This is a genomic window from Lacihabitans lacunae (assembly GCF_042649125.1).
GTDB lineage: Bacteria > Bacteroidota > Bacteroidia > Cytophagales > Spirosomataceae > Leadbetterella > Leadbetterella lacunae.
Genome location: NZ_JBHRYQ010000001.1, coordinates 2,035,365 through 2,059,368 on the forward strand (window position 1 = coordinate 2,035,365; position 24,004 = coordinate 2,059,368).

The following is a 24,004-nucleotide window of genomic DNA, read 5'->3' on the forward strand; positions in this document are numbered from 1 at the left end:
CCGATATTTTACCAGTATTATTTAATATTTTTGTATCTGAATATACACGAAAATTGTACTTTATAAAGAAAAAAATATGTGCGGAATAGTAGCTTACGTTGGGCATAGAGAGGCAGCCCCTTTGGTTTTAAAAGGATTAAAAAGACTAGAATATAGAGGATACGATAGCTCGGGTATAGCCCTGCTAAATGGAGACGGACTAAAAGTTTATAAAAAGAAAGGAAAAGTAGCCGACCTAGAAGGCATTTTACATGACAAAGTGCTTCATGCTACCGTAGGAATTGGCCACACCAGATGGGCCACTCATGGAGAACCAAATGACGTAAATGCTCACCCACACCAAAGTAATGGCCATAGATTGGCGATTATTCATAATGGCATTATAGAAAACTACAATACTATAAAACAGAGTTTAATCAATAAAGGCTATACGTTTCAAAGTCAAACGGACACGGAAGTTTTAGTAAACTTTATAGAAGAAATACAAAAAAGCAAAAACTGCGGAACACCAGAAGCTGTCAGAATTGCACTACAAGAAGTAGTTGGAGCTTATGCCATAGTGGTGATGGACGCTGAAAATCCGGACCAATTGGTAGCCGCAAGAAAAGGAAGTCCTTTGGTTATCGGAATTGGAGAAAACGAATATTTCTTTGCTTCAGATGCTACACCAATAATAGAGTATACCAAAGACGTAGTTTATCTAGACGACTTAGAAGTTGCGGTGGTAAACAAAGACGGCTTAAACATCACGAACCTCGAAAACGTAAAAAAGGATCCTTTTATACAGAAAGTAGAACTAGAATTAGAAGCCATTGAAAAAGGCGGATTTGATCACTTTATGTTGAAAGAGATATTTGAGCAACCAAAGTCAATCGCCGACTGCCTTAGAGGCCGTCTTTTGCCAGAAGAAGCACTGATTCAGCTAGGTGGAATTCATAATAACCTGAGCAAATTGGCCAAAGCCAAAAGAATCGTTTTTGTAGCTTGTGGTACTTCATGGCATGCAGGTTTGGTTGGTGAATATTTATTTGAAGAACTCGCGAGAATTAACGTAGAGGTAGAATACGCTTCTGAGTTTAGATACCGAAACCCGATTATAAAAGAAGGCGACTTCATAATAGCAATATCGCAATCTGGAGAAACAGCAGATACCATGGCTGCCCTGGAGCTTGCAAAATCAAAAGGAGCAATAATTCTTGGTGTGTGTAATGTGGTGGGCTCATCAATCTCGAGAATAACAGACGAAGGCGTTTATACGCACGCAGGTCCAGAGATAGGTGTAGCTAGTACTAAGGCATTTACAGCTCAAGTAACTGTACTTACTCTTATGGCACTTGCCACAGCCAAAGCAAAAGGCACTATAACAGACGATGTATTTAGAAGAATCATATTTGAACTAGATGCCATTCCAGCAAAAGTTGCAGAGATATTAAAAAAATCAGAAGAGATAAAAGACATCTCTAAGCTGTTTACATTTGCTCAAAACTTCATATTCTTAGGCAGAGGTCTTAATTTTCCTGTAGCCTTAGAAGGAGCTTTAAAGTTAAAGGAGATATCGTATATCCACGCTGAAGGCTACCCAGCTGCGGAGATGAAACATGGACCGATTGCCTTGATAGACGAAGACATGCCAGTTGTATTTATTGCTACAAAAGACAGCAGCTACGAAAAAGTAGTTTCTAATATACAAGAGGTAAAAGCGAGAAAAGGCAGGGTAATAGCCATAGTGTCTGAAGGAGACGTAGACGTTAAGAAAATGGTGGATTTTGCGATAGAAATACCAAATACCCACGAAATACTTCAACCATTACTTACGGCCATTCCTTTACAATTACTTTCGTATTACATTGCTGTTTTAAGAGGAAGAAACGTAGATCAGCCTAGAAACTTGGCTAAGTCAGTAACAGTAGAATAAATAACTCAAGAAGTATAGATTATAAAAAGTAAAAGCGGCGATTGCCGCTTTTTACTTTTTCAGAAACTCATAAATAAGAAATCAAAAGGATCTAGATATCCTTCATTTTTCTTTAAGGTATAATGCAAATGAGGCCCTGTTACTTTACCAGTCGCCCCTACTTTTCCTATTACCTGATTCTTGGTCACCGGTTGTCCCTTCTTTACATTGACCTTACTCAAATGCCCGTAAATAGCTTCAAATCCATATTTATGACGGATTTTTATATAATTTCCTAAATCGGCTTTGAAACCTGTTTCCAAAACGTATCCATTTCCGCTAGACACCACTTTCTCGCCCATCTGCCCAGCGAGATCTATTCCTCTATGAAACTTCACCACATTATGAATTGGATGGTTGCGTGCTCCATAAAAAGAATTAACCGAAATATCTCTCATAAGTGGATTCCCTGCGGGAATATTGGAAATAAAATAGGATCTAAAAGGGTCGCTATGAATGTATTGTACCACAGAATTTAGATCCGTCATATCCGTCAATTCAGTTTCCCAATAGTCTTCTTCAAAAAGCAAACTATCTAATTTTGGATTAAAAATATCAGTTTTGCTTAATTGAGCTTGAGCGAATTGTAGACTAAAGAAATAGAGAATTATAAATTTATACATTGGCATTCTTAATAAAACATACAAAAATACGGTGCATTAAAGAATTAAAGTTATTTTTAGGCACAAAACTTCAATAAAAGAAAAATGATTATTGCCCGTACTATACTAGAGACGAAAAACTACTTAAAAAGTCATTGCACCAAAACCATTGGCTTTGTGCCCACTATGGGAGCTCTGCACAACGGCCACATTGAATTGATTAAAAGAGCAGTGAATGAGAACGAAATAAGTGTGTGTAGCGTATTTGTAAACCCAACTCAATTTAATAACCCTGATGATTTAAAAAAATACCCAAGAACTCTGGAGGCGGACCTACTACTACTTGAAGCAGCCGGATGTGACTTAGTTTTCGCTCCATCGGCGGAAGAAATGTATAGCCAAAACCCAATTTTAAAACTAGATTTTGGCGACTTAGAGCACATCATGGAAGGAGAATTTAGGCCTGGACATTTTAATGGAGTAGGCATAGTGGTCAGCAAACTTTTTCATATTGTAAAACCTACCAAAGCCTATTTTGGTCAAAAAGACATTCAGCAAGTGGCCGTGATTAATAGGCTGATAAATGATTTAAGTTTTGACCTCGAAATGGTGGTTTGTGAAACCATTAGAGAAAATGACGGCTTGGCTATGTCATCTCGCAACAGACGCCTTTCAGATGATGCTCGAAAACTGGCTCCTAAAATATACGAGTCTTTATTACTAGGTAAAAAACTCCTTCAGGAGGGCAATTCGCCGGATAATACATTTTCTAAAATCAAAGAATACTACGATAACATTGAGGAAATAGAACTGGAATATTACAAAATAACAAGTGCGGAATCTTTGGCAGAACTAAGCAATTTTGACCCAAAAAATAAAACGGCATTAATATTAGCGGCATATTTAGATGGCGTTAGACTAATTGACAATCTGATTTTTTGAACCTAAATAATTTAAAAATGTTTTACCATATAAGAATATTTTAATATCAAAATGAACTGGAACACATTAAATACAATAGGACAATTAGACGAGATTAAAAAAGAATCACTAGAAACTCCCGTAGTGATTTTCAAACACAGCACCAGATGCTCGATAAGTGCAACGGCACTCGACAGATTTGAACGTGCTTGGGCTAAATCAAACCCAGACAGTACCGTAAAGCCGTATCTTTTAGACTTGATAAGCCATAGAGACATATCAGGATCCATAGCTGAAGTTTTTGAAGTTGAGCACGAGTCTCCTCAAATAATTTTGGTAAAAAACGGTTCTTCAGTGTATAATGAGTCCCACTACGGCATCAGCCTTGACGATGTATTAGAAAAAATCTAATACGCAATCACCATTAGATATTGGTCTAACATTTCAATATAAAAAGAATGCTCGGCTTCATAGTCGGGCATTTTAATTTTACCTTTCCACTGCTCATTTTCTCGCCACACTAATAGGTTTTCTTTAAAATCAACTTTTCGTTTCCCGTATAATTTATACAAAGCCTCTTTGGCAGACCAAAAAATGGTGGCATATTCTAAACTATCACCCATAAGCTCAATCTCAGAGTCAACCATCAACCTAGGAAGAACTTTTAACATCTTGTTTTGTGGCTTCTCGATGTCCATGCCTAAAGGTAACTTTTCTCTAAAAACCACTCCAATAAAGTCTACAGTGTGTGTAATTGAAATCTCCCAATGTGAATTTATCAAAAAAGGCTTTCCATGTTCGTCTTTACCTATTCCTGAAAAATCAATATTTAGACGACTAGCTAATTCTTTAATTGCTATCCTGCTAATCAAAAATTCGATTCGCTTTTGTTCGTTGGCAATACTTTCTAATTCTTGTTTTCCAAGTTCAGACAATTTGGCCAAAACAAGGGCTTCGTGATAGGTTTCTCTCACTTGCCAAACTAAAACATGAATTTGATTGTCAATTATTTTGTTAATAAAAACAGGCATTCCGACTTTTTTTATTGGAAATTTGCAAAGAATTGCCAAGATTTTAAAGCATTACAGCAAAAATGAATTTTAATATAGAAAAAATAGACAACTTCACAGGCCATAGAGATTGCATTTATAGCTTGGCCGAAGGTACTTCATCGAATACATTTTTCTCATCTGGAGGCGACGGCACGGTTGTAGAATGGAACACAGACAGCCCTGACTTAGGTAAACCATTTGTAAAAATACACAACTCAAGCTACGCCATGCACCACGACACCCATATTGGCAGGCTGTACTTGGCGAATAATTTTGAGGGGATACATGAAATAGACACCCGAACCAAAAAAGAGGTAAGATCGCTTAACTTAGGCAAGGTTTCGTTTTTTTCGATAAAATCTCATGAAGGCAACTTGTTTGTGGGCGACCTCTCAGGAATTATTCAGGTAATAGACAAAGAAAGTTTAAAGCTAAAAAAACAAATAAAAGGCAGCGAAAAAAGTGCCCGTAGTTTAGCAGTAAACACAAAATCAAACGAGTTGGCAGTAGCCTTTAGTGATCACAAAATCCGGATATTTGACCTAAGCTCTTTCCAATTAAAATTCGAATTACAAGGACACACCAATTCGGTTTTTGCTTTGCAATATACCAAAGATGGCGAAGATCTGATTTCGGGCTCACGTGATGCACACCTAATTGCATGGTCGGTCAATCACCATTATGAGATGATTCAGAATGTACCCGCTCATATTTATGCCATAAATGATATTATTTTATTAAAAGAAGAAAATTTGATTATCACTGCAAGTATGGACAAATCCATAAAGGTTTGGGATGAAAAAAACCTAAAACTCTTAAAAGTAATAGATAAAGCGAGACATGCTGGTCACGGAACATCAATAAACAAGCTTTTGTGGCTTCCTGAGAAAAAAAGATTGTTGTCTGCAAGCGACGATAGGTCTATTTCAATGTGGAAATTATTTTAAATTGTTTTCATTTTTTTGTTATTTTGTAACTTATTAAATCGTGTAAGAAATTTTATTCCTTTTCTTTCACGATTTTCTCCGAAAAACACGTTAATTAACCCAAGGCAGGTATTAGGTTTTCCTAAATAAAAAATAAAATGAAAATAACATCCTTAGAAATTAAGCAGCACGAATTCGAAAAATCTTTTAGAGGATATGATATAGAAGAAGTAAACAGTTTCTTGTCAAATCTTGCTGCAGAATGGGACCGCATGCTAAATGATAGCAAGATGTTAAAAATGCAACTTGAAATTGCAGAAAAAGAGGCTTCGAAACTAAGAGAAGTGGAGATGACCTTAATAAAAACACTTAGAACTGCCGAAGACACGAGCACTCGTATTACGGAATCTGCTGAAACTGAAGCATCTAAAAAACTTGCAGATGCCGAAAACAAAGCGAAAATAATATTAGCTGATGCCGAAAATGCTGCGAAAAACATCGTGGAAGAAGCCGAACAAAAAGCAAGCGAATTGATTCAAACATCGAAGAAGGAATTCAGTGGATTGGAAAACGAATTCAATGCTCTTGAAGCAAAAAAAGCAGCCATTCTAAATAGTTTGGCGGCAATTGCGTCTGAAACCTCAGAGGTGATTCAAAACCACGGCGGTAAAATAGAATTGCCTGTTTTTGAAATAGAAACTAAGCAGTCATTTGCACCTCAAGCAGAAACTTCTTTTAAACCAGAAATTGATGAAGAGATTTTCGTAGAAAAAGAGCTTCACATGGAGGCACCTTCACTAGCAAATGAAGAAGAGGAAGAAGAAGAAAACAGCCAATCGGTAAGTTTTTCTTCTGCTGTAAATGAAATAAATCTTGAAACTCAAGAAGAGAAAACTAACCTTGAACTAATAGAAGGTATTGGGCCAAAAATCAAAGAAATTTTAAATTCGGCAAGAATATATACATTCAGAGATTTAGCTACCACACCTATCTATCGTATCAAAGATATATTGGCAGCCGCTGGGCCACAGTTTGGCATGCACGACCCAAGCACATGGGTAGAGCAAGCACTTCTTGCCGAAGAGGGACAATGGGAGCAACTTACCGAGCTTAAAAACTATTTGGAAGCCGGCAGAGTTCCTAAAGAAGACTTGCCTAAAGAAGACATGCATGTTAGCAGACTAGAAAACTCTGAAAGTAACACAGAGGAAATGCTAGATAAGGTAAACAAAGTGAAAGCTGCAATAAGAAAGGCGATGGTTGAAAAAAATGCAGAGCCAAAAGAAATCAAGCCGGCAAGCGAATACTTAGACGAAAAAAAACAAGGCGGATCGTTTTTCGATAACCTAAACTAAAATAATGGGACAAATTGCCTTAGAAGGTATGGAGTTTTTTGCCTATCACGGGCACTTTGACGAAGAGCAAAAAATTGGAAATAAATATTCGATAGATGTTACAATAGAGGCCGACTTGTCGGCCCCTGCTTCTTCTGATAGCCTACGAGACACCATTGACTATGGTGATGTGTATCAAATGGTAAACGCCGTCATGAAAAAAAAACACCGACTGCTTGAGCACGTTGGCCACGAAATAATAGCATCGGTAAAAGCTAAATTTAAACACATCGAAAAAATAAATGTTGTAGTTTCTAAATTTAATCCTCCCATAGGTGGCGTGTGCCATAAAGCCAAAGTAGTGCTAGAGGAGGTATTTTGATGAAAGAGAAAAGTATTTTCACTTTGCAGTTTTGGCTTCTATGCCTAAGCTCATTCCTGTTTTTTTCGAGCTTTAATATGCTCATCCCCGAACTACCCGATTATCTTTCAAAAATGGGCGGCGGGCAATACAAGGGGCTTATTATAGCCCTTTTTACTTTAACAGCAGGTTTATCCAGACCTTTTAGTGGCGTTTTAACTGACAAAATCGGACGTGTACCCGTAATGGCATTGGGCTCCTTGGTATGTTTTGTCTGTGGTTTCATTTACCCCATTACCACAACTGTTTTTCCTTTTTTATTATTACGACTTTTTCATGGATTTTCTACTGGTTTTAAACCCACCGGCACTTCAGCGTATATAGCCGACATAGTTCCGGCCAACCGCCGGGGAGAGTCTATGGGCGTTCATGGGCTTATCGGAAGTCTCGGAATGGCATTTGGACCAGCTATAGGCAGCTGGATAGTATTAAAATTTGACATGAACACCCTCTTTTACACATCTTCTGCTTTGTCTTTTCTGTCAATAGCCATATTGATAAACATGAAAGAGACCCTGCAAACCAAAGAGAAATTCCAATTTTCAATTTTACTAATAAAAAGAAAAGAAATAATAGATAAGTCGGTTTTCCCGGTGGTGGTGGTTATATTCTTTACTTATTTTTGCTACGGCACAGTGGTCACTCTAGTACCTGATTTAAGCAAAAGCATTGGCATTGCAAACAAAGGATACTATTTTCTGATCTATACTTTTGCCTCTATTTTGATACGAATAGTGGCAGGCAAATGGTCGGACAAAAATGGCCGAGTTCAAGTTTTAATAATCGGCTGTTGGCTACTGATTATTAGTATGACCTCTATTGCATTTGCAAGCAACATTTATATCTTAACATTTTCTGCTATATTTTTTGGATTAAGTATGGGCATACTCTCTCCTATTTTACAGGCCTGGACAATAGACCTGTGTGAAGACCACAAAAGAGGAAAAGCCGTGGCAACTATGTATATGGCCTTAGAAGCCGGAATTGGCATCGGTGCATTTCTACCTACTTTTATTTACCAAAACAATACAGAACGATTGCCCCAAACGTTCCTCTTTTCGTGCTGTTTTATATTTATAGCACTCGTTTATTTGATTTCTTATAAAAGAAAGCTCAGGCTGTCAGTCAAATAACTTCATAAAATTTAAGCAAAACACATTTCCAAATTGACAGTATACATCAAAGAATGTATCTTTGTAAAAAAACTCTTCAATGCAGATAATAGACGGTAAACTTATTTCGGCACAAGTAAAAGCTGAACTTCAAATAGAGGTAGATAAAATTAAAGCAGAAGGTGGTAAAATACCACATTTGGCAGCGGTTTTAATAGGAGACAACGGGGCGAGTGAGACCTACGTTTCGAGCAAAATAAAATCTTGTGAGCAGATTGGTTTTAAATCGACGTTAATAAGAAGAGACTCTAGCTCAACCGAAGAGGAAGTTTTAGAAATAATAGAAGACCTTAACAATGACCCCGACATAGACGGCTTCATTGTTCAACTGCCACTACCTGACCATATCAATGTAGACAGAGTAATAGAAGCTATTGACCCTAAAAAAGACGTTGACGGTTTTCATCCGATAAATATCGGTAGAATGGCCAAAGGTTTGCCAGCATACGTATCAGCTACACCGTATGGAGTTTTAGAATTAATTAAAAGATATAAAATAGAAACCGCCGGCAAGCACTGTGTGGTAGTAGGCAGAAGCCAAATAGTGGGTTTGCCTATGAGCATTTTGATGCAAAGAAATGCGTATCCGGGCAATTGCACAGTAACGTTGGTTCATAGTCGCACCCAAAATCTAAAAGAAATATGCCTTCAAGCTGATATAATAGTAGCAGCACTAGGCAAACCTGAGTTTATCACCGCCGACATGGTTAAAGACGGAGCGGTAGTAATAGATGTAGGTCTCACACGCGTAGTAGACGAAAGCAAAAAAAGTGGTTTTGCACTCAAAGGTGATGTCAAGTTTGACGAAGTTGCACCTAAAACCTCATTCATTACACCAGTACCTGGTGGCGTAGGCTTAATGACTGTGGCGGCACTTATGTACAATACCTTATTAGCTTCTCGAAAAGAAATTTACGGATAAAATAAATCCGAAAACATATACGAAAGAGTGAATTTTATTTGAAAAAATTCACTCTTTTTTGTTTTCTTTTGTAAACAAAACAACCTTAAGCACCTAAATATTTAAACTCAAAAACCTATGGGCTTTTATTGATAAAATGGCGAGGTTATTGTTTATAGATATACAAAAAGACAAATACAATGTTTTCCGAAGCGTTTAAATTAGCATCAAAATATACATTCCCGGTTTTAGTTTCGAGCAGATTCTTTGACGGCACCGTAGAGAGCGGCATAGGTAGTTTTATTATCATCAACGAAGAAGGTTGGATACTTACTGCTGCACACATTATCGGCGGCTTAAACACACATAACCAACACCTCAAAGAAATACAAGAATATCAGAATCAAAACCAGCATTTTACAAGAACCAGCAAAGTAGTGGCTAACCCAAAATGGATGACCCATCACTCGCTTTGGTTTGGGGCCGACCATCATCAAATTAGGCAATTTCATGTTTTACCTGAAAACGATTTGGCTATAGGAAAAATAGAAAACTATGACCCCAGTTTTGTAAAAGACTACCCGGTTTTTATTAACCCAGATGATATTCATCCCGGCACGAGTTTGTGTAAACTTGGATACCCTTTTTATGATGTAAAAGCCACTTACAATTTAATCCAAAATAGATTTGTATTTGACCCGTCCATATTTCCAATCCCCACGTTTCCGATGGATGGCATAATGACCCGAAACGTAATAACTGGTCATAGCCAAGACAACGAATACACTTACAAATGGCTGGAAACCTCCACTCCTGGCTTAAGAGGCCAATCAGGCGGGCCTACATTTGACAAACAAGGAAGAGTTTGGGCCATTCAGTCGCAAACTCGGCATTTGCCTTTGGGCTTTTCGCCCAGTGTAAAGAAAGGAAACCAGGTAGTAGAAGAAAATCAGTTCTTAAATGTTGGCTGGGGAGTGCATATTGAAACAATCGTTAAATTCCTGAATAAAAATAACGTAAAGTTCAAATCTGCTTGAAATTCGCTTGTTTCTAAAAGTATTTTTTTTCAAAATGGACTTTATTTAGAAAAAATATTGTTTTATTTCGAGATAAAATCCTAATTGATAATGGAAATATCCCCTAAAATAATTAGCTTTAAGCAAATCTTTAACCTTAGAAATATATGAATTTCAACAAACAAAATACAATTCTCGATTCATTTTATCATTGGGAGAAAAACACACCCGATGCTATTTTTTTAAAACAACCTTTTGGCGACACCTTCAAAGATTTCACTTGGAAAGAAGCCGTAGGGCAAGCCAGAAAAATAGCCGCATACCTAAAGTCTTTGGGTTTACCCCGAAAGTCAAATATAGCCTTAGTTTCTAAAAACTGTGCCGAATGGATCATCAGCGATATGGCCATTTTGATGGCAGACCACGTTTCGGTGCCGCTTTACCCTACACTTACTGCCGAGCAAATAAACCAAGTTTTGGTTCATTCTGAGTCAAAAGTCGCCATTTTTGGAAAAATAGACGATTGGGAAGAAATGAAACCGGGAATCCCGAAAGATTTAAAATGCATATCGTTTCCAACGTATAATCCTGACCCCGAGCATATCCAATGGAATGCTATATTGGCAAACACAGAAGGTATCAAAGAAGACTTCAAACCCAAATTGGAGGATTTGATGACCATCATATACACTTCAGGTACCACGGGCAATCCCAAAGGCGTAATGATGGATTTCAATGCCCATACCCAAGTAATGTTAGGAGCTCGTGAATATTCAAAAATGGACAATAGAAACACCCGTTTCTTTTCATATTTGCCGCTTTGTCACATAGCTGAAAGAAACTTAGTAGAATCTACCGCGATAATATCAGGAGGAACCATATATTTTGCCGAAAACTTAGATACTTTTGCTCAAAACTTAGTTAACGCCCACCCTACTCATTTTTTGGCTGTTCCAAGAATCTGGACAAAGTTCCAACAAGGAATATTAGGAAAGCTATCACAAAGCAAACTGGATATTTTACTTAAAATCCCAATTGTCAGTTCATTGATAAAAGCCAAAGTAGTAAAAGGTTTGGGGTTACAAGATGCCTATTTGACCCTTACAGGAGCTGCTCCTATGCCTATTTCCACCATATTATGGTTCAGAAAACTGGGAATTATTATACAAGAAGCATACGGAATGACTGAAAACATGGGGGCTATGTCATGCATGCCACGTGAAAATATCAAAGACGGCTATGTAGGTAAAATTTACCCATACCAAGAAGTAAAAATAGACGAGAACTCAGGTGAAATATTAGGAAAGTCACCTTGGAATATGATAGGCTATTATAGAGAACCCGAACTAACCAAAAAGACACTAGACGATGACGGCTGGCTACACACAGGCGATGTGGGAGAACTAGACAGTAACGGATACTTAAAAATAACAGGTCGAGTAAAAGAAATGTACAAAACCTCAAAAGGTGAATACATAGCTCCTTCAAAAATAGAAGTGCTTTTTGGTGTTGATCCGGTGATAGACCAAATATGTTTAATAGGCCAAAGCTTACCTCAACCGATTGCGTTAGTGGTTTTGTCAGAAGCTGGCTTAAAACTTTCAGAAAAAGAAATAAAAGCTAACTTCATTAAACTTTTAGAAGAGATCAACCCTGTTTTAAAGACTTATGAAAGAGTAAAGAAAATAGTGATTGTAAAAGAACAGTGGACAGTAGAAAACAACAAACTTACGCCTACATTCAAAATCAAAAGAAACTTCATTGAGAAGGAATTTGCACCAAGATCAGAAGGATGGTATGAAGCCCCCGAAACAATTATTTACGAATAAAAATAGCACACAAAAATTATAAAAAAGGCACGTTTTGCAATAAAAACGTGCCTCTTTTTTATTTCTTTCAACAAGCTTCTTACTCTTACCAGAAATAAGAATAAAGGAAAGCGATAATTGCTAAAACTATAACCATACCTACTCCGAAAGTACGATCAACTTTAAACATTTGAGCGTCAATCTCAAGTCCTTTGTTTTCTTGTGGAAGTACGTATCCAAGGATAATCATAACCAACACACAGATAACGAACACCAAGCCCATTCTGTCTAGAAAAGGAAGTTCAGTCATGAAATTGTGCATTAAAAATGCCAATATAAATCCGCCTACAATCGCAAATAAAGCTCCTGCAGAATTTGTTCTTTTCCAGAAAAAACCCATAATAAAGGCTGCAAAAACTCCTGGAGAAACCAAACCGGTCATTTCTTGAATAAACTGAAAACCACCTTTTTTGTCGATTCCCATAAAATCAGAAACAGCAATAGCCAAAACCATAGCACCTAAAATAACGAAACGTCCGATTTTTACCAACTCAGCTTCTGACTTGTCTTTTCCTAAATATTTTTTGTAAATATCTAAAGTAAAGATTGTGGAGATACTGTTTGCTTTACCCGCCAACGATGCCACAACAGCAGCTGTAAGAGCAGCAAACGAAAGTCCTTTAAGACCTACAGGCAATAAACTCAATAACACCGGATAAGCCTTATCTGGATCCAAAGCTCCGTCTTTACCCAACATTTCAGCTTGAAAAAGTCCTTTGTTATATAATGCATAAGCCGCAATACCAGGTAACACTACGATGATAGGCATAAGTAGCTTTAAAAACGCAGCAAAAAGAATTCCTTTACGAGCCGTCTTTAAATCAGCACCTAAGGCTCTTTGCGTAATGTATTGGTTACAACCCCAATAGTTTAAGTTTACAATCCACATACCGCCAATTAAAACCGTAAGACCCGGCAGCTGCGAATAAAACGGATCACCTTTCTTAAATATCATATGAAAGTGATCGTCATGCGAGGCTTTCATTTGATTAAATCCATCTAAAATACCGTTAAAGCTATCACCAAAAGATTGGGTTGGGTCAGACACCAAATTAATAGCCAAATAAGTAGTTGCAAGTCCTCCAATGATCAAAAATAACACTTGAATAACGTCAGTATAGCCGATTACTTTCATACCGCCAATGGTGATAATAATGGCAAAAACAGCCAATCCCCACATACAAAGCCAAAAATCTAAACCTGAAATACCCGAAACAGCCAATGCTCCCAAATACAATATGGAAGTAAGGTTTACTAAAATATATAAGCCTAACCAGAAAATGGCCATAATTAAACTTACCGTGGGATTATACCTCTGACTCAAAAACTGAGGCATGGTAAAAATCTTGTTTTTTAAATAGATAGGCATAAAAAATACCGCCACTACAATCAGAGTTGCGGCAGCCATCCATTCATAGGTAGAAATAGCCAAACCCATAGAGAAGCCATTTCCTGACATACCTATAAACTGCTCAGCAGAAATATTAGAAGCTATCAGCGATGCTCCAATGGCCCACCAGGTGAGTGAACCTTCCGCTAGAAAAAAATCTTTGGTTGATGTTTCTGCTGTTTTCTTTTTATTGTAGATCCAATAGCCATAGCCAGCTACTACTACAAAGTAAAACAAGAACACTAGATAATCGAGTGTTTGGAGTTGTTGCATATATATAAGGGTTAAATAGTTTTTTAAAAACGTACAAAGAAAGTATTCTAAATGCACTATTTCAAATATTAGTAGGTATTCTTACAAAAACAACTACTATCTTTGTTAATATTCCTGATTTTGAACAAACTATAAAACATTACCCAATTGAGTAGAAATACAATACGGTTAGTAATAGTTTTAGGTGTTGTGGCCATAAGTGGAATTATTGCAGTTCAAGCCTACTGGGTAAAAAAAGCTTTTGATCTCAAAGATCAACAGTTTAGACAAACCGTAATGATTTCGCTACGAAATGTAGCAAACCAAATATCTAAAGCGTACAAACTCTCGTCCATCGAAAATCCAGTCAGCCAACTATCATCTGACTACTACGTAGTTAATTTACGTATTCCGCTAGAGCACAGCACATTAGAATATCTTTTAAAAGAAGAATTCAAAAAAAATAACATCAATACTGATTTTGAGTATGGCATCTATGATTGCGAAACTGACAAGATCGTATTTGGAGCCCACATAAACGAAAACTTTAAAGTAGAGCCCGTAACTGGCGATATTTTCCTTCCAAAAACTGACGAATTTTTGAATTACTTTGGTGTAAAATTCCCAAAACAAAAATCATATTTAACAGGCAAACTTGACTTTTGGATCATATCCTCCATGATTACATTGGTGGTGATGGTATTTTTCGCGTACGCCATGTTTGTGATTTTAAGACAAAAAAGACTAAGCGAAGTGCAGCGTGATTTTATAAATAACATGACGCACGAATTTCAAACGCCTATTTCTACTATAAAAATAGCAACGGATGTATTGGCACAAGCCAAAATAAGGGACCAACCTGAGCGATTAAAAAAATATGTGGAAATCATAAAACACGAAAACAATCGCTTAAAAAACCAAGTTGAGTCCGTGCTGGCAACTGCGAAAATTGGAAAAGGAAAATTAGAAATAAATACTGAGCTTCAGGAAATACATGAGCTACTCAATGATGCTACCCAAAGTGTAAGAATGGAGATTGGCGAAGGATTAAGCTTGAATCTAAAAGCTACCAAAACCAGTATATACGCCGATCGCATGCACCTTATGAACGTTATCAGAAACTTGGTAGACAATGCGATCAAGTATTCAGGAGCTAGCCCTAAAGTAACCATCAGCACTGAAAACAAAGATAAAAACCTCATATTAACCATAGCCGACCAAGGAATTGGAATAGCACCGGAATATATAGGCAAAATTTTTGATAAGTTTTATCGTGTACCTACTGGTAACTTACATAATGTAAAAGGCTTTGGGCTTGGACTTAATTATGTAAAAGAGATCGTCAGAATTCATAATTGGACGATTAAAGTGGAAAGCGAAAAAGGAGCTGGCACAAAATTCAGAATATTCATACCAATACCCGAATAAAGAAAACTATGGCAAAGATATTTTATGTTGAAGACGATCCAAACTTGGGTTTTGTTACCAAAGACAACCTAGAAGAAGAAGGATACGAAATTCATCATTTTTCAGACGGAAAAGAAGCATGGAAGCAGTTTAAAAAAGAAAAATTCGACCTTTGTTTATTAGATGTCATGCTTCCTGAACTTGACGGATTTTCGCTTGCAGAAAAAATCAGAGAGCAAAATCAACAAATTCCGATTATATTTTTGACTGCAAAAAACCTCCAAGACGATAAAATAGCAGGGCTAAAAATAGGAGGTGATGATTATATTACGAAACCGTTTAGTATAGAAGAACTCGTACTTAGAATCAAGGTTTTCTTAAAAAGAAATGCGGTTTCTGACGCTACTACCACTACTGATGTTTTTTCTATAGGAGAGTTTGAGTTCTGTTTTTCTCAACAAACACTCACTATTGATGAAAACACACAAAAGCTTACACACAGAGAGGCAGAAGTATTAAAGTTTTTGTGTGAAAGAAAAAATCAGATAGCTAAAAGAGAAGATATCCTGACCGCAATTTGGGGTAGAGACGATTATTTCTTGGGAAGAAGCATGGATGTTTTCGTGACGCGTATCCGTAAAATGCTGACACCAGACCCAGAAATAAAAATCGAAAATATACACGGCGTAGGATTTAAGTTAAACTGCTAAAACATGGTTTGGCATAAAATACTTGCATCTGTAGCATTCATATTTGCGGGCTGCTACCATTTCATAAAACCCAAGTTTTTCTTGGCCATTATGCCACCTTACCTTCCCCTTCACAAAGAAGCGGTGTTTTGGAGTGGCGTTTTTGAGGTACTTTTGGGAGTCGGGTTACTTTTCCCTTTGACACAAAAAATAGCAGCCGCGGGTTTAATATTACTTTTGATTTTAGTTTTTCCAGCTAATATTTACATGGCTACGGCCCAAAAATTTCAATATATGTCTCCTTGGATTCGTTATGGGAGATTACCTTTACAATTATTACTTATTTATTGGATTTCGAAATATTATTAATTTTTATGAAAAAAATCATTCTATTCTTTAGTTTGGGACTTATGTTATTTGGATGTAAAAAAGACGAAGGATACACATCTCCTTTTGAAGGCACCGAAGATCAACAAATTGATGCGTACGTGGCAAGCAAAAACCTGACCGTCACTTTTAAGACTGTAAGCGGCTTACGATACATACTTACAAAACCAAACCCGAGCGGAACATTGGCTACAAGTGGCAAAAAAATAACCGTAAATTATGTAGGCAAACTGTTAAACGACAGCATTTTTGATCAAGGAAATTTTGACTTCACACTTGGTGTAGGTAGTGTAATTAGAGGTTTCGACGTGGGAGTAGCCATGATGAAAGTAGGCGAAAAAGCTACGCTAGTATTTCCGTCAACATTGGGATATGGCTCTGCAGGTTCTGGATCAAAAATCCCTGGAAATGTTCCGCTAATATTCGAAATTGAAGTAGTTGCGATTAATTAATATTCAAAATCACTATTTTTAATATTTAGTCATATGAAAAAAATATTTTTAGGCATTTGTGTACTTGCGGGTTTACAAGCTTGTAACAAGGCAACCGAAGACACTACGGAAGTTGCGACAGATTCGGAATCGTTGGTTCCTACACTGACTCTTGCTTGGGAAACAGACACCATCAGTTTAATAACGCCCGAATCGGTTTTACTTTCACCTGACTCACAGTTTTTTTATGTGAGTTGTATTGGGGCGGTTCCACCAAACCAGAAAGACAACGACGGCTACATAGCCAAGGTTTCGCTTTCAGGTGAAATAATGACTGTAAAATGGGCAAACGGCATGAGTGCACCCAAAGGAATGGGGATATTTGAAAACACACTTTATGTGACAGATATTGACCGCATTTTGATGATTGATACCCAAACTGGCATGACCACAAAAGTGGTTGAGGTACCGGGAGCAGGTTTCTTAAACGATATAGATGTAGCCGCTGACGGAACCGTTTATTTCACTGATTCTGACTTTCATAAAGCATATAGCTTAAAAGATGGAAAGATTACGGAGCTTTTTGAAAATAAAGACCTAGAGCGAGTAAATGGCGTTTTTGTAGACAATGAACAGTTGGTATTTTCGAGTTCAAAATCTGGAAATGTAGTCACGTATAACTTAGCTACCAAGTCGGCTACTGTAGTGGCAGATAGTATAATGGGTGGCGATGGCGTTGAGAAAATATCAAATGGATATTTTGTTTCAAGTTGGAATGGAGAGTTATTTTATTTGGACAATGCCTGGAAAAAGACGCTTTTGCTTGACACTAAAACTCAGAATCTAAATGCTGCAGATATTGAAGTAGTGAATAGTAAAAAACTAGTAGTAGTTCCAACATTTTTTGGAAACAAACTAATGGCTTATACTTGGAAATAATTTTTTTATTGAAAATAAAATACACTAAAAAAGCCGCTTTTCAGCGGCTTTTTTGCTATCCTACAAATAAGTAATTCCTTACAATTTACCTACAGTTCTTTCGATGAATTGTGTAAGTGCATTTCCACTTAACATTCCTTGTGAAAGCAATGCAAGGTCATAGAGTTGTTTTACTAAGCCATTTTCGTTTCCTTCGGTAGCTATTTTGCTTACCAACGGGTGGTTTCCGTTTACTACCAAATTGTACATCATCGGCATATTGCCAAACATACCGCCTTGGCCGTTTACTTTTGACATATCGGCATATCTACGCATAAACTCAGGCACTACAATAGAAACCGGAATTTCATCAACTGGAAGAGCCTCTATTTGCACTATGTTAGTACCAACAAACTCTTTAAAAGCTTCTTCTACTTTCTTTTTTTCGTCTTCACTTAGCACAACTTCTGACTTTAAGCCTTTATCAATCAGCTTGTCAAAAGTATCTGCATCCACTCTTTTAAACGAAAATTTCTCGATTTTGGACTCAATGGCATTTATAAAGTGAGAATCTAAGACATCATCAAAAACGATAACATCAAACTCACGTTTTTTAGCACCCGAAATAAACGAATCTTGCTTTTCTACGTCGTTGGCATAAAGACCTACTAGGTTTCCGTCTTTGTCTTTTTGGTTTGCTTCTAATTTAGTCTTGTATTCTTCAAGCGTGAAGCACTGACCGTCAATATTTTTAAGCAAAATAAAATCTTTTGCTCTGTCATAAAACTTCTCGTCAGAGATAATTCCATATTTCACAAAAAGTCCGATACTCTCCCACTTGTCTTCAAATGCCTTACGGTCATTGTTAAACAGTTCGTGAAGTTTATCTGCTACTTTTTTAGTGATGTGTTGGTTAATACGCTTCACATTACCGTCAGACTGCAAATAACTACGCGATACGTTAAGCGGAATATCTGGAGAATCTATAACTCCGTGGAGCAGCTGTAAAAACTCAGGCACTACGTCTTTCACATCATCTGTGATAAATACTTGGCGGCTGTAAAGCTGAATTTTCTCTCTGTTTAGTTGGAAATCTTGTTTTACCTTAGGGAAATAAAGTACGCCGGTAAGGTTAAATGGATAATCTACATTAAGGTGAATCCAGAACAATGGATCTTCGCCATACGGATATAACTCTTTGTAAAATGCGATGTAATCTTCGTCTTTTAGTTCAGAAGGAGATTTTACCCAAATAGGATTCGGGTTGTTTATTATATTTTCTTTAAACTCAATTTCTACAGGTAAAAACTTACCGTATTTTACTAAAATCTGCTCAATTTTAGATTCTTCCAAGAAGTCTTCGGCATCGTCGGCTACGTGAAGTATTATGTCTGTTCCTCTTTCTGTTTTTTCTGCAGCCGAAATCTCAAACTCGGTGCTTCCGTCGCTAAACCATCTTGCTGCCGGCTCGTCTTTATATGACTTCGTGATTATTTCTACTTCTTTGGCAACCATAAATGCCGAGTAAAAACCTAAGCCAAACTGTCCGATAATCTGGCTTTTATCTGTCTGCTCGTTGTATTTTTCAACAAACTCCTTAGCACCAGAGAATGCTATTTGATTGATATATTTCTTGATTTCTTCGGCGGTCATACCCAAGCCTTTGTCCGAAATCGTGATAGTTTTTGCCTCTTTGTCTACCGAAACACCTATTTTTAAATCTCCTAGTTCGCCATCAAACTGGCCCATAGAAGAAAGTTTTTTGATCTTTTGTGTGGCATCAACAGCATTTGACACCAACTCACGAAGAAAAATCTCATTGTCAGAATACAAAAACTTCTTTATTATCGGAAAAATGTTTTCGGTATTAATCGAAATCGTACCTTTTTCTGTTACCATACTTTTACTGTTATTTTAATATTTTACACTAACCATATTTCATCAAAGGACATTCCAATGTGTTTTTTTCTGACAAATTGACAGAACTAGACTTTAGCCCACAAAAAAAGTGAACCATCTCTGATTCACTTTTCGACTGATTTAATCCAAAAATCAATATACTTTTTCGCCTGCAATAAATGTATTCACCACTTTAGTGCTTCTTATTTTATTTGGCTGAATGGTCATTATGTCATTTTCTAAAATCACAAAATCTGCCATTTTACCTTTTTCTATACTTCCTCTTTCTTTCTCTTCAAAATTAGCATAAGCACTCCAAATAGTCATAGCTCTCAAGGCCTCTTCTCGGCTAAGTGCATTCTCCATTTGAAAACCGCCTTTCGGAAAACCTGAGTCGTCTTGACGAAACACTGCCGAATGAAACCCAAAAAGTGGATTAACCATCTCTACAGGGAAGTCGCTCCCATTGGCCAAAAGCCCATTTTGTTTCATCAGTTCTTTAAACGGATACGCATGTTTCACTCGTTCTTTTCCTAACCTTGCCTCAGCCCAATACATGTCAGAAGTAGCGTGTGTAGCCTGAATAGATGGTATCACTGAATATTTCCCAAACTTGCCCATGTCCTTTGAATTAATAACTTGACAGTGCTCTATCCGCCATCTTCTATCATTTTTTCCTTTTAGATATTTACCATAAATATCCAAAACTATTCGGTTTGCAGAATCCCCGATACAGTGTGTATTGGCCTGATAACCGGACTTATAAATCTGACTCATATACAAATCCATTTCTTTTGGACTGGTAAGTAGAAAACCAACTTTGTCTTTCTGGTCATCATATGGTTTTAACATACAGGCTCCACGCGAACCAAGTGCCCCGTCAGCGTAAATCTTAAACGACCGCACATTTAACCTATCCGTTTTTATTACGCCTTTTTTTGTAAAATATTCTATATTTCTTAAGCCAATAGAAACCATCGCATAATCTCTAATTTTTAGCGATTTGTCTTTATGCATTTTGTCTAAAAGCTCAATATCACTTTGGCTAATTCCGGCATCTGAAACCGTGGTAAGTCCGTATTTTAAACATTCTTTTTGAGCAGCCAAAATCATGTTTCTTTGTTGTTTTTCATCAGGCATCGGCATTACTCTTTTGATTAGCCCCATGGCATTATCAATCAAAATGCCCGTCAGCTGCCCGTCTATAACCTCCACAGCACCACCGTCTACATGACTCGCCGGCGATATTTTGGCCAGTTGCAATGCCTTTGTATTTGCCAACAGTGCATGACCATCTATTCGGGTTATCATAACAGGTTTGTTAGGAAAAAGTTCGTCAAGAGCATCTTTGGTCGGAAACTCCTTTACGTCCCAATCATTTTGATCCCACCCTCGGCCTATTACCCAGTCGTTTTCAGGATTTTCTTTACTAAACTTTTGCAACCTGTCCAAAACCTCATTAAAAGAGGTAGTTCCTACCAAATCACATTGGCTAAGCATATAGCCCAAGCCCACAAAATGTGAGTGCGGGTCATAAAACCCTGGAAAAACAGGCTTATTATTTAAATCTAAATTTTGCGAACTGCTGTATTTGGACTTGATGTAGGCGTCAGTGCCCACATCTACAAACACACCTTTTGAAACCGCAAAGCTTTGAGCTTTATCGAAGCCTTTGTTTACTGTATACACATTGGCATTGTTTACAATCAAATCTACTTTTATCTTTTGGCTATACGCCTGAAAGCTTAGGCCAAGACCTAACACTAACCATTTTAAATTATTCTTCTTCATTTCCAAATCTTGTATTTTCGAGGGTTGATGACATAAATAAAGCGTTAAAAAAAAGTTTATTGGTTCCGAACCACGTGCCTCTAAAGTTGGGATTATCGGCAAACAATACCACGGTGCCGCCGCCAATCGATTCAGAGAAAATCGCTGTACTGTTTTTTATTTTTTTCAAATTATCGGGATGCAGATACCCCGTAAGCCAAGGCTCAGCGGTGTACACAGAAACATTTGTGCCGGGCTTTTTGCTTGTTTCAAAAGCCAAATTGCTATTTTTATAAACTGCCAGTTTTCTTTCTCCCAAACCATAGCCAATCGGGTGCGTGATGTCTACATCTGTTTCAAAAATAGCACCGCCTGTGTTTTTAGCTCCCGCCTGATTTGAAACATCTTCGAAGTTGGTTCTCGCCACAGCGGCATTTGGATTAGCAAAATCAACTAATTTTGTAGCTGCAAGTCCATTTTTTATCGCCCATTCAGCTCCCGATTTTATAGCGATTAACACACCGCCCTTTTTGACCCAATCTTTGATATGTACCACAAATTCATCACTCAGTTCGCTGTAGTTTCCGCTTACCATAACTAAGTGCGTATAGCCAAACAAATTTACTCTATTGGCTTGTCCCAAATCCACTTTAGTTATCGGCAACGAAAGTTTTGTATCTAACAAATGCCACACTTCCCCTACTTCGTATTGGCTAGTGCCTTGGCCAATCAGCATAATGGGCTTGATTGGTTTTACTGCTTTAAAGTTATTACTTCCCAAATCTATTCCAGACTGACTATATCCGGTAGAAACAGGCACAAATGGCACCTGGGCATATTCTGAGACACTTTTTAAGAAATTAAACAGTTGCTCCGAATTCATTTTTTGGGGCTGAACCGGAATCATAACGGTGCCTTGCGGCCAAGCCTTTTCTGCCAATCCGAAACTACGAGCCGCCGTTTTTGCAATAATGCCGTTGCTCAATAAAATAGAAAGGGCTTTCGGCGAATTATATAACCGCCAGTCTAGCAAATAAGCGTAGTTGCTCGGTTTAAAATCCTTGTCTATTAACTGCGTAGTTTTTATTAAGCCGTCTAGTTCAGGTTTAGCTTTCACTTCAGCATGCGGCAAACCGTAGGCCAAGGCGAGGTTCCAAGCTGAGGTATCATAAAAAATACTGTCAGCAAAAGACTTCGGCCTTTCAAAAATAGACTTTACAAACAGGTTTTTGTCTTGTTCTAAAGGAATATAAATCCCTTTGCCTTTTTCAAAAACTTGGTCGCCAATTTTTAATTCTTTTCCCAACTCATACGATTCTATCTGATGAAGTTTTAGATACGATCTAAATAAATCATTTCGGTTTACATCCAAATTATGCCCAATTATATAACCTTTTATAGCTTCTTTACTCGCTTTTTGCTTTATTTCTTTAAAAAAGTCTACTTGGTGTTTTAGTAAAAGTTCACGCTGTTCGGCTACTGCTTTTATGGTGGCAATGGCATTTACCAGTTGATTTCTTACTGCAAAGTTAAATGTCAAAACTCCGTTTTCGGACTCTTGGGCGTGGCCTCTACTGCTGCCTTGCTCAAAGAGCAAACCCAGCCCACCCAATAAATCTGGATAGGTATTTCCATAACCCGGATAAAAATTATCGAAGGCTTCTTTTGAAAAATATAGTGAGCCAATATCGTTTAATGCTTTTTCAAAATACTTGGCAAAAGTTTCATTTAGCACGCGGTAGTTACTCTGCGGCACTATTGGATTTTCGGCGTTTAGTTTTGTTGGTTCAAAGAAATGCGTGCTATTGGTGCCCATTTCATGAAAATCAGTAACTACGTTTGGCAGCCATTTGTGATAAAACGCAATGCGGTTTTGAGTTTCTTTTTGGGTAGAAAGATACCAATCTCTATTTAAGTCAAACCAATAATGGTTTACTCGGCCAGAAGGCCAAACTTCATTGTGTTCGCGGTCCAATGGGTCGGTCACGAAAGGATTACCTTTGTGCATATTTACCCAGTTACTGAATCTATCTCTACCGTCAGGATTAACGACTGGCTCCATCAGAAATACGGCATTTTTAAAAATACCAGCAGACTCTTGTCCATCTATAGCGGCTAAATAATAAGCCGTAAGTATAGCCGCTTCTGCACCTGAGGCTTCATTGCCATGTACATTGTAGCCGAGCCACACCACCACTTTTTGTTCATTAATTTCGGATTTCTTCCCGGCTACAAAATCTAAATGCTGCTCCCTGATTTTTTCAATATTCTGAAGGTTTTCTTTCGTACCAAAATGCACAATTATTTGGTCTCTATGCTCATTGGTTTCGCCAATTTTCATAACTTTCAACCTGTCTGACAAGCTTTCAAGCAGTCGCATATATTCCACCAGCTTGTCGTATCGGGTGTGGTGGCTTCCCATTTTATATCCTAAAAACGCCTCGGGCGTAGGTATTTTATCGTTCAGTTTTTTCGAAGGAAAAAAATAATCATTTTGGGAAAATGAGGAAATTGAAATGAGCACCAATGTGCAAAAAAAGAAAAGTTTTTTCATGTAAATAGGTTTGGCTTGGTTTGTAAATGAATGTTTCTTTATTCGATAAATAAAGGTATTCGAAGATAGAAAAAAAGTAATACAAATACTGATTAAATATATTCAAATGGGTCAAAAAGCAAAAAAGCCACCTTAAATAA

21 protein-coding genes are annotated in these 24,004 nt (G+C 37.4%); 15 read left to right on the top strand and 6 right to left on the bottom strand.

All coding sequences use genetic code 11. The features are described from left to right. The first annotated feature begins 76 nt into the window (after positions 1–76). On the top strand, positions 77–1,915 hold the full coding sequence (glmS, locus tag ACFOOI_RS08845) for a glutamine--fructose-6-phosphate transaminase (isomerizing) (RefSeq protein ID WP_379837159.1): 1,839 nt from the start codon (positions 77–79) through the stop codon (positions 1,913–1,915). A 59-nt stretch (positions 1,916–1,974) separates the two neighbouring features. Here the strand turns inward: glmS and ACFOOI_RS08850 are convergent, their stop codons facing one another. Further along, positions 1,975–2,577 carry a M23 family metallopeptidase gene (locus ACFOOI_RS08850; RefSeq protein ID WP_379837161.1) on the bottom strand — a complete coding sequence of 201 codons (603 nt, stop codon included), beginning with the start codon at positions 2,575–2,577 and terminating at the stop codon, positions 1,975–1,977. A gap of 84 nt (positions 2,578–2,661) precedes the next feature. Here ACFOOI_RS08850 and panC point away from each other — a divergent pair, with 84 nt between their 5' ends. Together panC and ytxJ are read left to right on the top strand one after the other, a co-directional pair. Beyond that, positions 2,662–3,498 carry a pantoate--beta-alanine ligase gene (gene panC, locus ACFOOI_RS08855; RefSeq protein WP_379837163.1) on the top strand — a complete coding sequence of 279 codons (837 nt, stop codon included), beginning with the start codon at positions 2,662–2,664 and terminating at the stop codon, positions 3,496–3,498. A 51-nt stretch (positions 3,499–3,549) separates the two neighbouring features. Further along, positions 3,550–3,888 (top strand): bacillithiol system redox-active protein YtxJ, encoded by a 339-nt coding sequence (gene ytxJ / locus ACFOOI_RS08860; protein ID WP_379837165.1) that lies wholly within the window; start codon positions 3,550–3,552, stop codon positions 3,886–3,888. Here ytxJ and ACFOOI_RS08865 read toward each other — a convergent pair. Beyond that, entirely contained in the window at positions 3,885–4,508 is a 624-nt protein-coding gene (locus ACFOOI_RS08865; RefSeq protein ID WP_379837167.1) for a 4'-phosphopantetheinyl transferase family protein, read from the bottom strand. The two genes, ytxJ and ACFOOI_RS08865, sit on opposite strands and share 4 nt — an antisense overlap. A gap of 62 nt (positions 4,509–4,570) precedes the next feature. On the opposite strand from ACFOOI_RS08865, the gene ACFOOI_RS08870 reads away from it, so the two are divergent. The 7 genes from ACFOOI_RS08870 to ACFOOI_RS08900 all read left to right on the top strand — a co-directional run bounded on the left by ACFOOI_RS08870 (position 4,571) and on the right by ACFOOI_RS08900 (position 12,128). Then, on the top strand, positions 4,571–5,476 hold the full coding sequence (locus ACFOOI_RS08870) for a WD40 repeat domain-containing protein (protein WP_379837169.1): 906 nt from the start codon (positions 4,571–4,573) through the stop codon (positions 5,474–5,476). A 137-nt stretch (positions 5,477–5,613) separates the two neighbouring features. Continuing rightward, positions 5,614–6,810: a DivIVA domain-containing protein gene (locus ACFOOI_RS08875; RefSeq protein WP_379837171.1), complete on the top strand. Its 1,197-nt coding sequence runs from the start codon at positions 5,614–5,616 to the stop codon at positions 6,808–6,810. A 4-nt stretch (positions 6,811–6,814) separates the two neighbouring features. Then, positions 6,815–7,171 carry a dihydroneopterin aldolase gene (folB, locus tag ACFOOI_RS08880; RefSeq protein ID WP_379837173.1) on the top strand — a complete coding sequence of 119 codons (357 nt, stop codon included), beginning with the start codon at positions 6,815–6,817 and terminating at the stop codon, positions 7,169–7,171. Then, entirely contained in the window at positions 7,171–8,343 is a 1,173-nt protein-coding gene (locus ACFOOI_RS08885; RefSeq protein ID WP_379837175.1) for an MFS transporter, read from the top strand. The genes folB and ACFOOI_RS08885 overlap by 1 nt, the downstream gene beginning before the upstream one ends. 79 nt (positions 8,344–8,422) lie before the next feature. After that, a complete protein-coding gene (locus ACFOOI_RS08890; protein WP_379837177.1) occupies positions 8,423–9,304 on the top strand; it encodes a bifunctional 5,10-methylenetetrahydrofolate dehydrogenase/5,10-methenyltetrahydrofolate cyclohydrolase in 882 nt (293 codons plus the stop codon). Between the two features lie 179 nt (positions 9,305–9,483). Beyond that, positions 9,484–10,320 (top strand): S1 family peptidase, encoded by an 837-nt coding sequence (locus ACFOOI_RS08895; RefSeq protein ID WP_379837179.1) that lies wholly within the window; start codon positions 9,484–9,486, stop codon positions 10,318–10,320. A 146-nt stretch (positions 10,321–10,466) separates the two neighbouring features. Further along, positions 10,467–12,128, top strand: a complete 1,662-nt coding sequence (locus ACFOOI_RS08900) for an AMP-binding protein (protein WP_379837181.1) — start codon at positions 10,467–10,469, stop codon at positions 12,126–12,128. Positions 12,129–12,213: 85 nt separating this feature from the next. Here ACFOOI_RS08900 and ACFOOI_RS08905 read toward each other — a convergent pair whose 3' ends face one another. Beyond that, positions 12,214–13,830: a sodium/sugar symporter gene (locus ACFOOI_RS08905; RefSeq protein WP_379837183.1), complete on the bottom strand. Its 1,617-nt coding sequence runs from the start codon at positions 13,828–13,830 to the stop codon at positions 12,214–12,216. A 147-nt stretch (positions 13,831–13,977) separates the two neighbouring features. Here ACFOOI_RS08905 and ACFOOI_RS08910 point away from each other — a divergent pair, with 147 nt between their 5' ends. From ACFOOI_RS08910 to ACFOOI_RS08930, 5 genes are read left to right on the top strand one after another with little or no spacing between them, the layout of a single operon-like run. Continuing rightward, complete coding sequence (locus ACFOOI_RS08910) at positions 13,978–15,237, top strand: sensor histidine kinase (protein WP_379837185.1); 1,260 nt, start codon at positions 13,978–13,980, stop codon at positions 15,235–15,237. 8 nt (positions 15,238–15,245) lie between these two features. Next, entirely contained in the window at positions 15,246–15,926 is a 681-nt protein-coding gene (locus ACFOOI_RS08915) for a response regulator transcription factor (protein ID WP_379837187.1), read from the top strand. 3 nt (positions 15,927–15,929) lie between these two features. Continuing rightward, the gene (locus ACFOOI_RS08920) at positions 15,930–16,274 is read left to right on the top strand and encodes a DoxX family protein (protein ID WP_379837189.1); all 345 of its coding nucleotides are present in this window, start codon (positions 15,930–15,932) and stop codon (positions 16,272–16,274) included. Between the two features lie 5 nt (positions 16,275–16,279). After that, positions 16,280–16,744: an FKBP-type peptidyl-prolyl cis-trans isomerase gene (locus ACFOOI_RS08925; protein WP_379837191.1), complete on the top strand. Its 465-nt coding sequence runs from the start codon at positions 16,280–16,282 to the stop codon at positions 16,742–16,744. A 33-nt stretch (positions 16,745–16,777) separates the two neighbouring features. Beyond that, on the top strand, positions 16,778–17,662 hold the full coding sequence (locus ACFOOI_RS08930; protein WP_379837193.1) for an SMP-30/gluconolactonase/LRE family protein: 885 nt from the start codon (positions 16,778–16,780) through the stop codon (positions 17,660–17,662). 78 nt (positions 17,663–17,740) lie between these two features. Here the strand turns inward: ACFOOI_RS08930 and htpG are convergent, their stop codons facing one another. From htpG to ACFOOI_RS08945, 3 genes are all read right to left on the bottom strand, one after another. Then, positions 17,741–19,540: a molecular chaperone HtpG gene (htpG, locus tag ACFOOI_RS08935; RefSeq protein WP_379837195.1), complete on the bottom strand. Its 1,800-nt coding sequence runs from the start codon at positions 19,538–19,540 to the stop codon at positions 17,741–17,743. Positions 19,541–19,693: 153 nt separating this feature from the next. After that, a complete protein-coding gene (locus tag ACFOOI_RS08940; protein WP_379837197.1) occupies positions 19,694–21,331 on the bottom strand; it encodes an amidohydrolase in 1,638 nt (545 codons plus the stop codon). After that, complete coding sequence (locus ACFOOI_RS08945; protein WP_379837199.1) at positions 21,318–23,864, bottom strand: M14 family zinc carboxypeptidase; 2,547 nt, start codon at positions 23,862–23,864, stop codon at positions 21,318–21,320. The genes ACFOOI_RS08940 and ACFOOI_RS08945 overlap by 14 nt, the downstream gene beginning before the upstream one ends. Positions 23,865–24,004: the final 140 nt, after the last annotated feature.

Coding starts and splice junctions, on each gene's coding strand:
- glmS (WP_379837159.1), top strand. CDS start 77: ATGTGCGGAATAGTAGCTTACGTTGGGCATAGAGAGGCAGCCCCTTTG.
- ACFOOI_RS08850 (WP_379837161.1), bottom strand. CDS start 2,577: ATGTATAAATTTATAATTCTCTATTTCTTTAGTCTACAATTCGCTCAA.
- panC (WP_379837163.1), top strand. CDS start 2,662: ATGATTATTGCCCGTACTATACTAGAGACGAAAAACTACTTAAAAAGT.
- ytxJ (WP_379837165.1), top strand. CDS start 3,550: ATGAACTGGAACACATTAAATACAATAGGACAATTAGACGAGATTAAA.
- ACFOOI_RS08865 (WP_379837167.1), bottom strand. CDS start 4,508: ATGCCTGTTTTTATTAACAAAATAATTGACAATCAAATTCATGTTTTA.
- ACFOOI_RS08870 (WP_379837169.1), top strand. CDS start 4,571: ATGAATTTTAATATAGAAAAAATAGACAACTTCACAGGCCATAGAGAT.
- ACFOOI_RS08875 (WP_379837171.1), top strand. CDS start 5,614: ATGAAAATAACATCCTTAGAAATTAAGCAGCACGAATTCGAAAAATCT.
- folB (WP_379837173.1), top strand. CDS start 6,815: ATGGGACAAATTGCCTTAGAAGGTATGGAGTTTTTTGCCTATCACGGG.
- ACFOOI_RS08885 (WP_379837175.1), top strand. CDS start 7,171: ATGAAAGAGAAAAGTATTTTCACTTTGCAGTTTTGGCTTCTATGCCTA.
- ACFOOI_RS08890 (WP_379837177.1), top strand. CDS start 8,423: ATGCAGATAATAGACGGTAAACTTATTTCGGCACAAGTAAAAGCTGAA.
- ACFOOI_RS08895 (WP_379837179.1), top strand. CDS start 9,484: ATGTTTTCCGAAGCGTTTAAATTAGCATCAAAATATACATTCCCGGTT.
- ACFOOI_RS08900 (WP_379837181.1), top strand. CDS start 10,467: ATGAATTTCAACAAACAAAATACAATTCTCGATTCATTTTATCATTGG.
- ACFOOI_RS08905 (WP_379837183.1), bottom strand. CDS start 13,830: ATGCAACAACTCCAAACACTCGATTATCTAGTGTTCTTGTTTTACTTT.
- ACFOOI_RS08915 (WP_379837187.1), top strand. CDS start 15,246: ATGGCAAAGATATTTTATGTTGAAGACGATCCAAACTTGGGTTTTGTT.
- ACFOOI_RS08920 (WP_379837189.1), top strand. CDS start 15,930: ATGGTTTGGCATAAAATACTTGCATCTGTAGCATTCATATTTGCGGGC.
- ACFOOI_RS08925 (WP_379837191.1), top strand. CDS start 16,280: ATGAAAAAAATCATTCTATTCTTTAGTTTGGGACTTATGTTATTTGGA.
- ACFOOI_RS08930 (WP_379837193.1), top strand. CDS start 16,778: ATGAAAAAAATATTTTTAGGCATTTGTGTACTTGCGGGTTTACAAGCT.
- htpG (WP_379837195.1), bottom strand. CDS start 19,540: ATGGTAACAGAAAAAGGTACGATTTCGATTAATACCGAAAACATTTTT.
- ACFOOI_RS08940 (WP_379837197.1), bottom strand. CDS start 21,331: ATGAAGAAGAATAATTTAAAATGGTTAGTGTTAGGTCTTGGCCTAAGC.
- ACFOOI_RS08945 (WP_379837199.1), bottom strand. CDS start 23,864: ATGAAAAAACTTTTCTTTTTTTGCACATTGGTGCTCATTTCAATTTCC.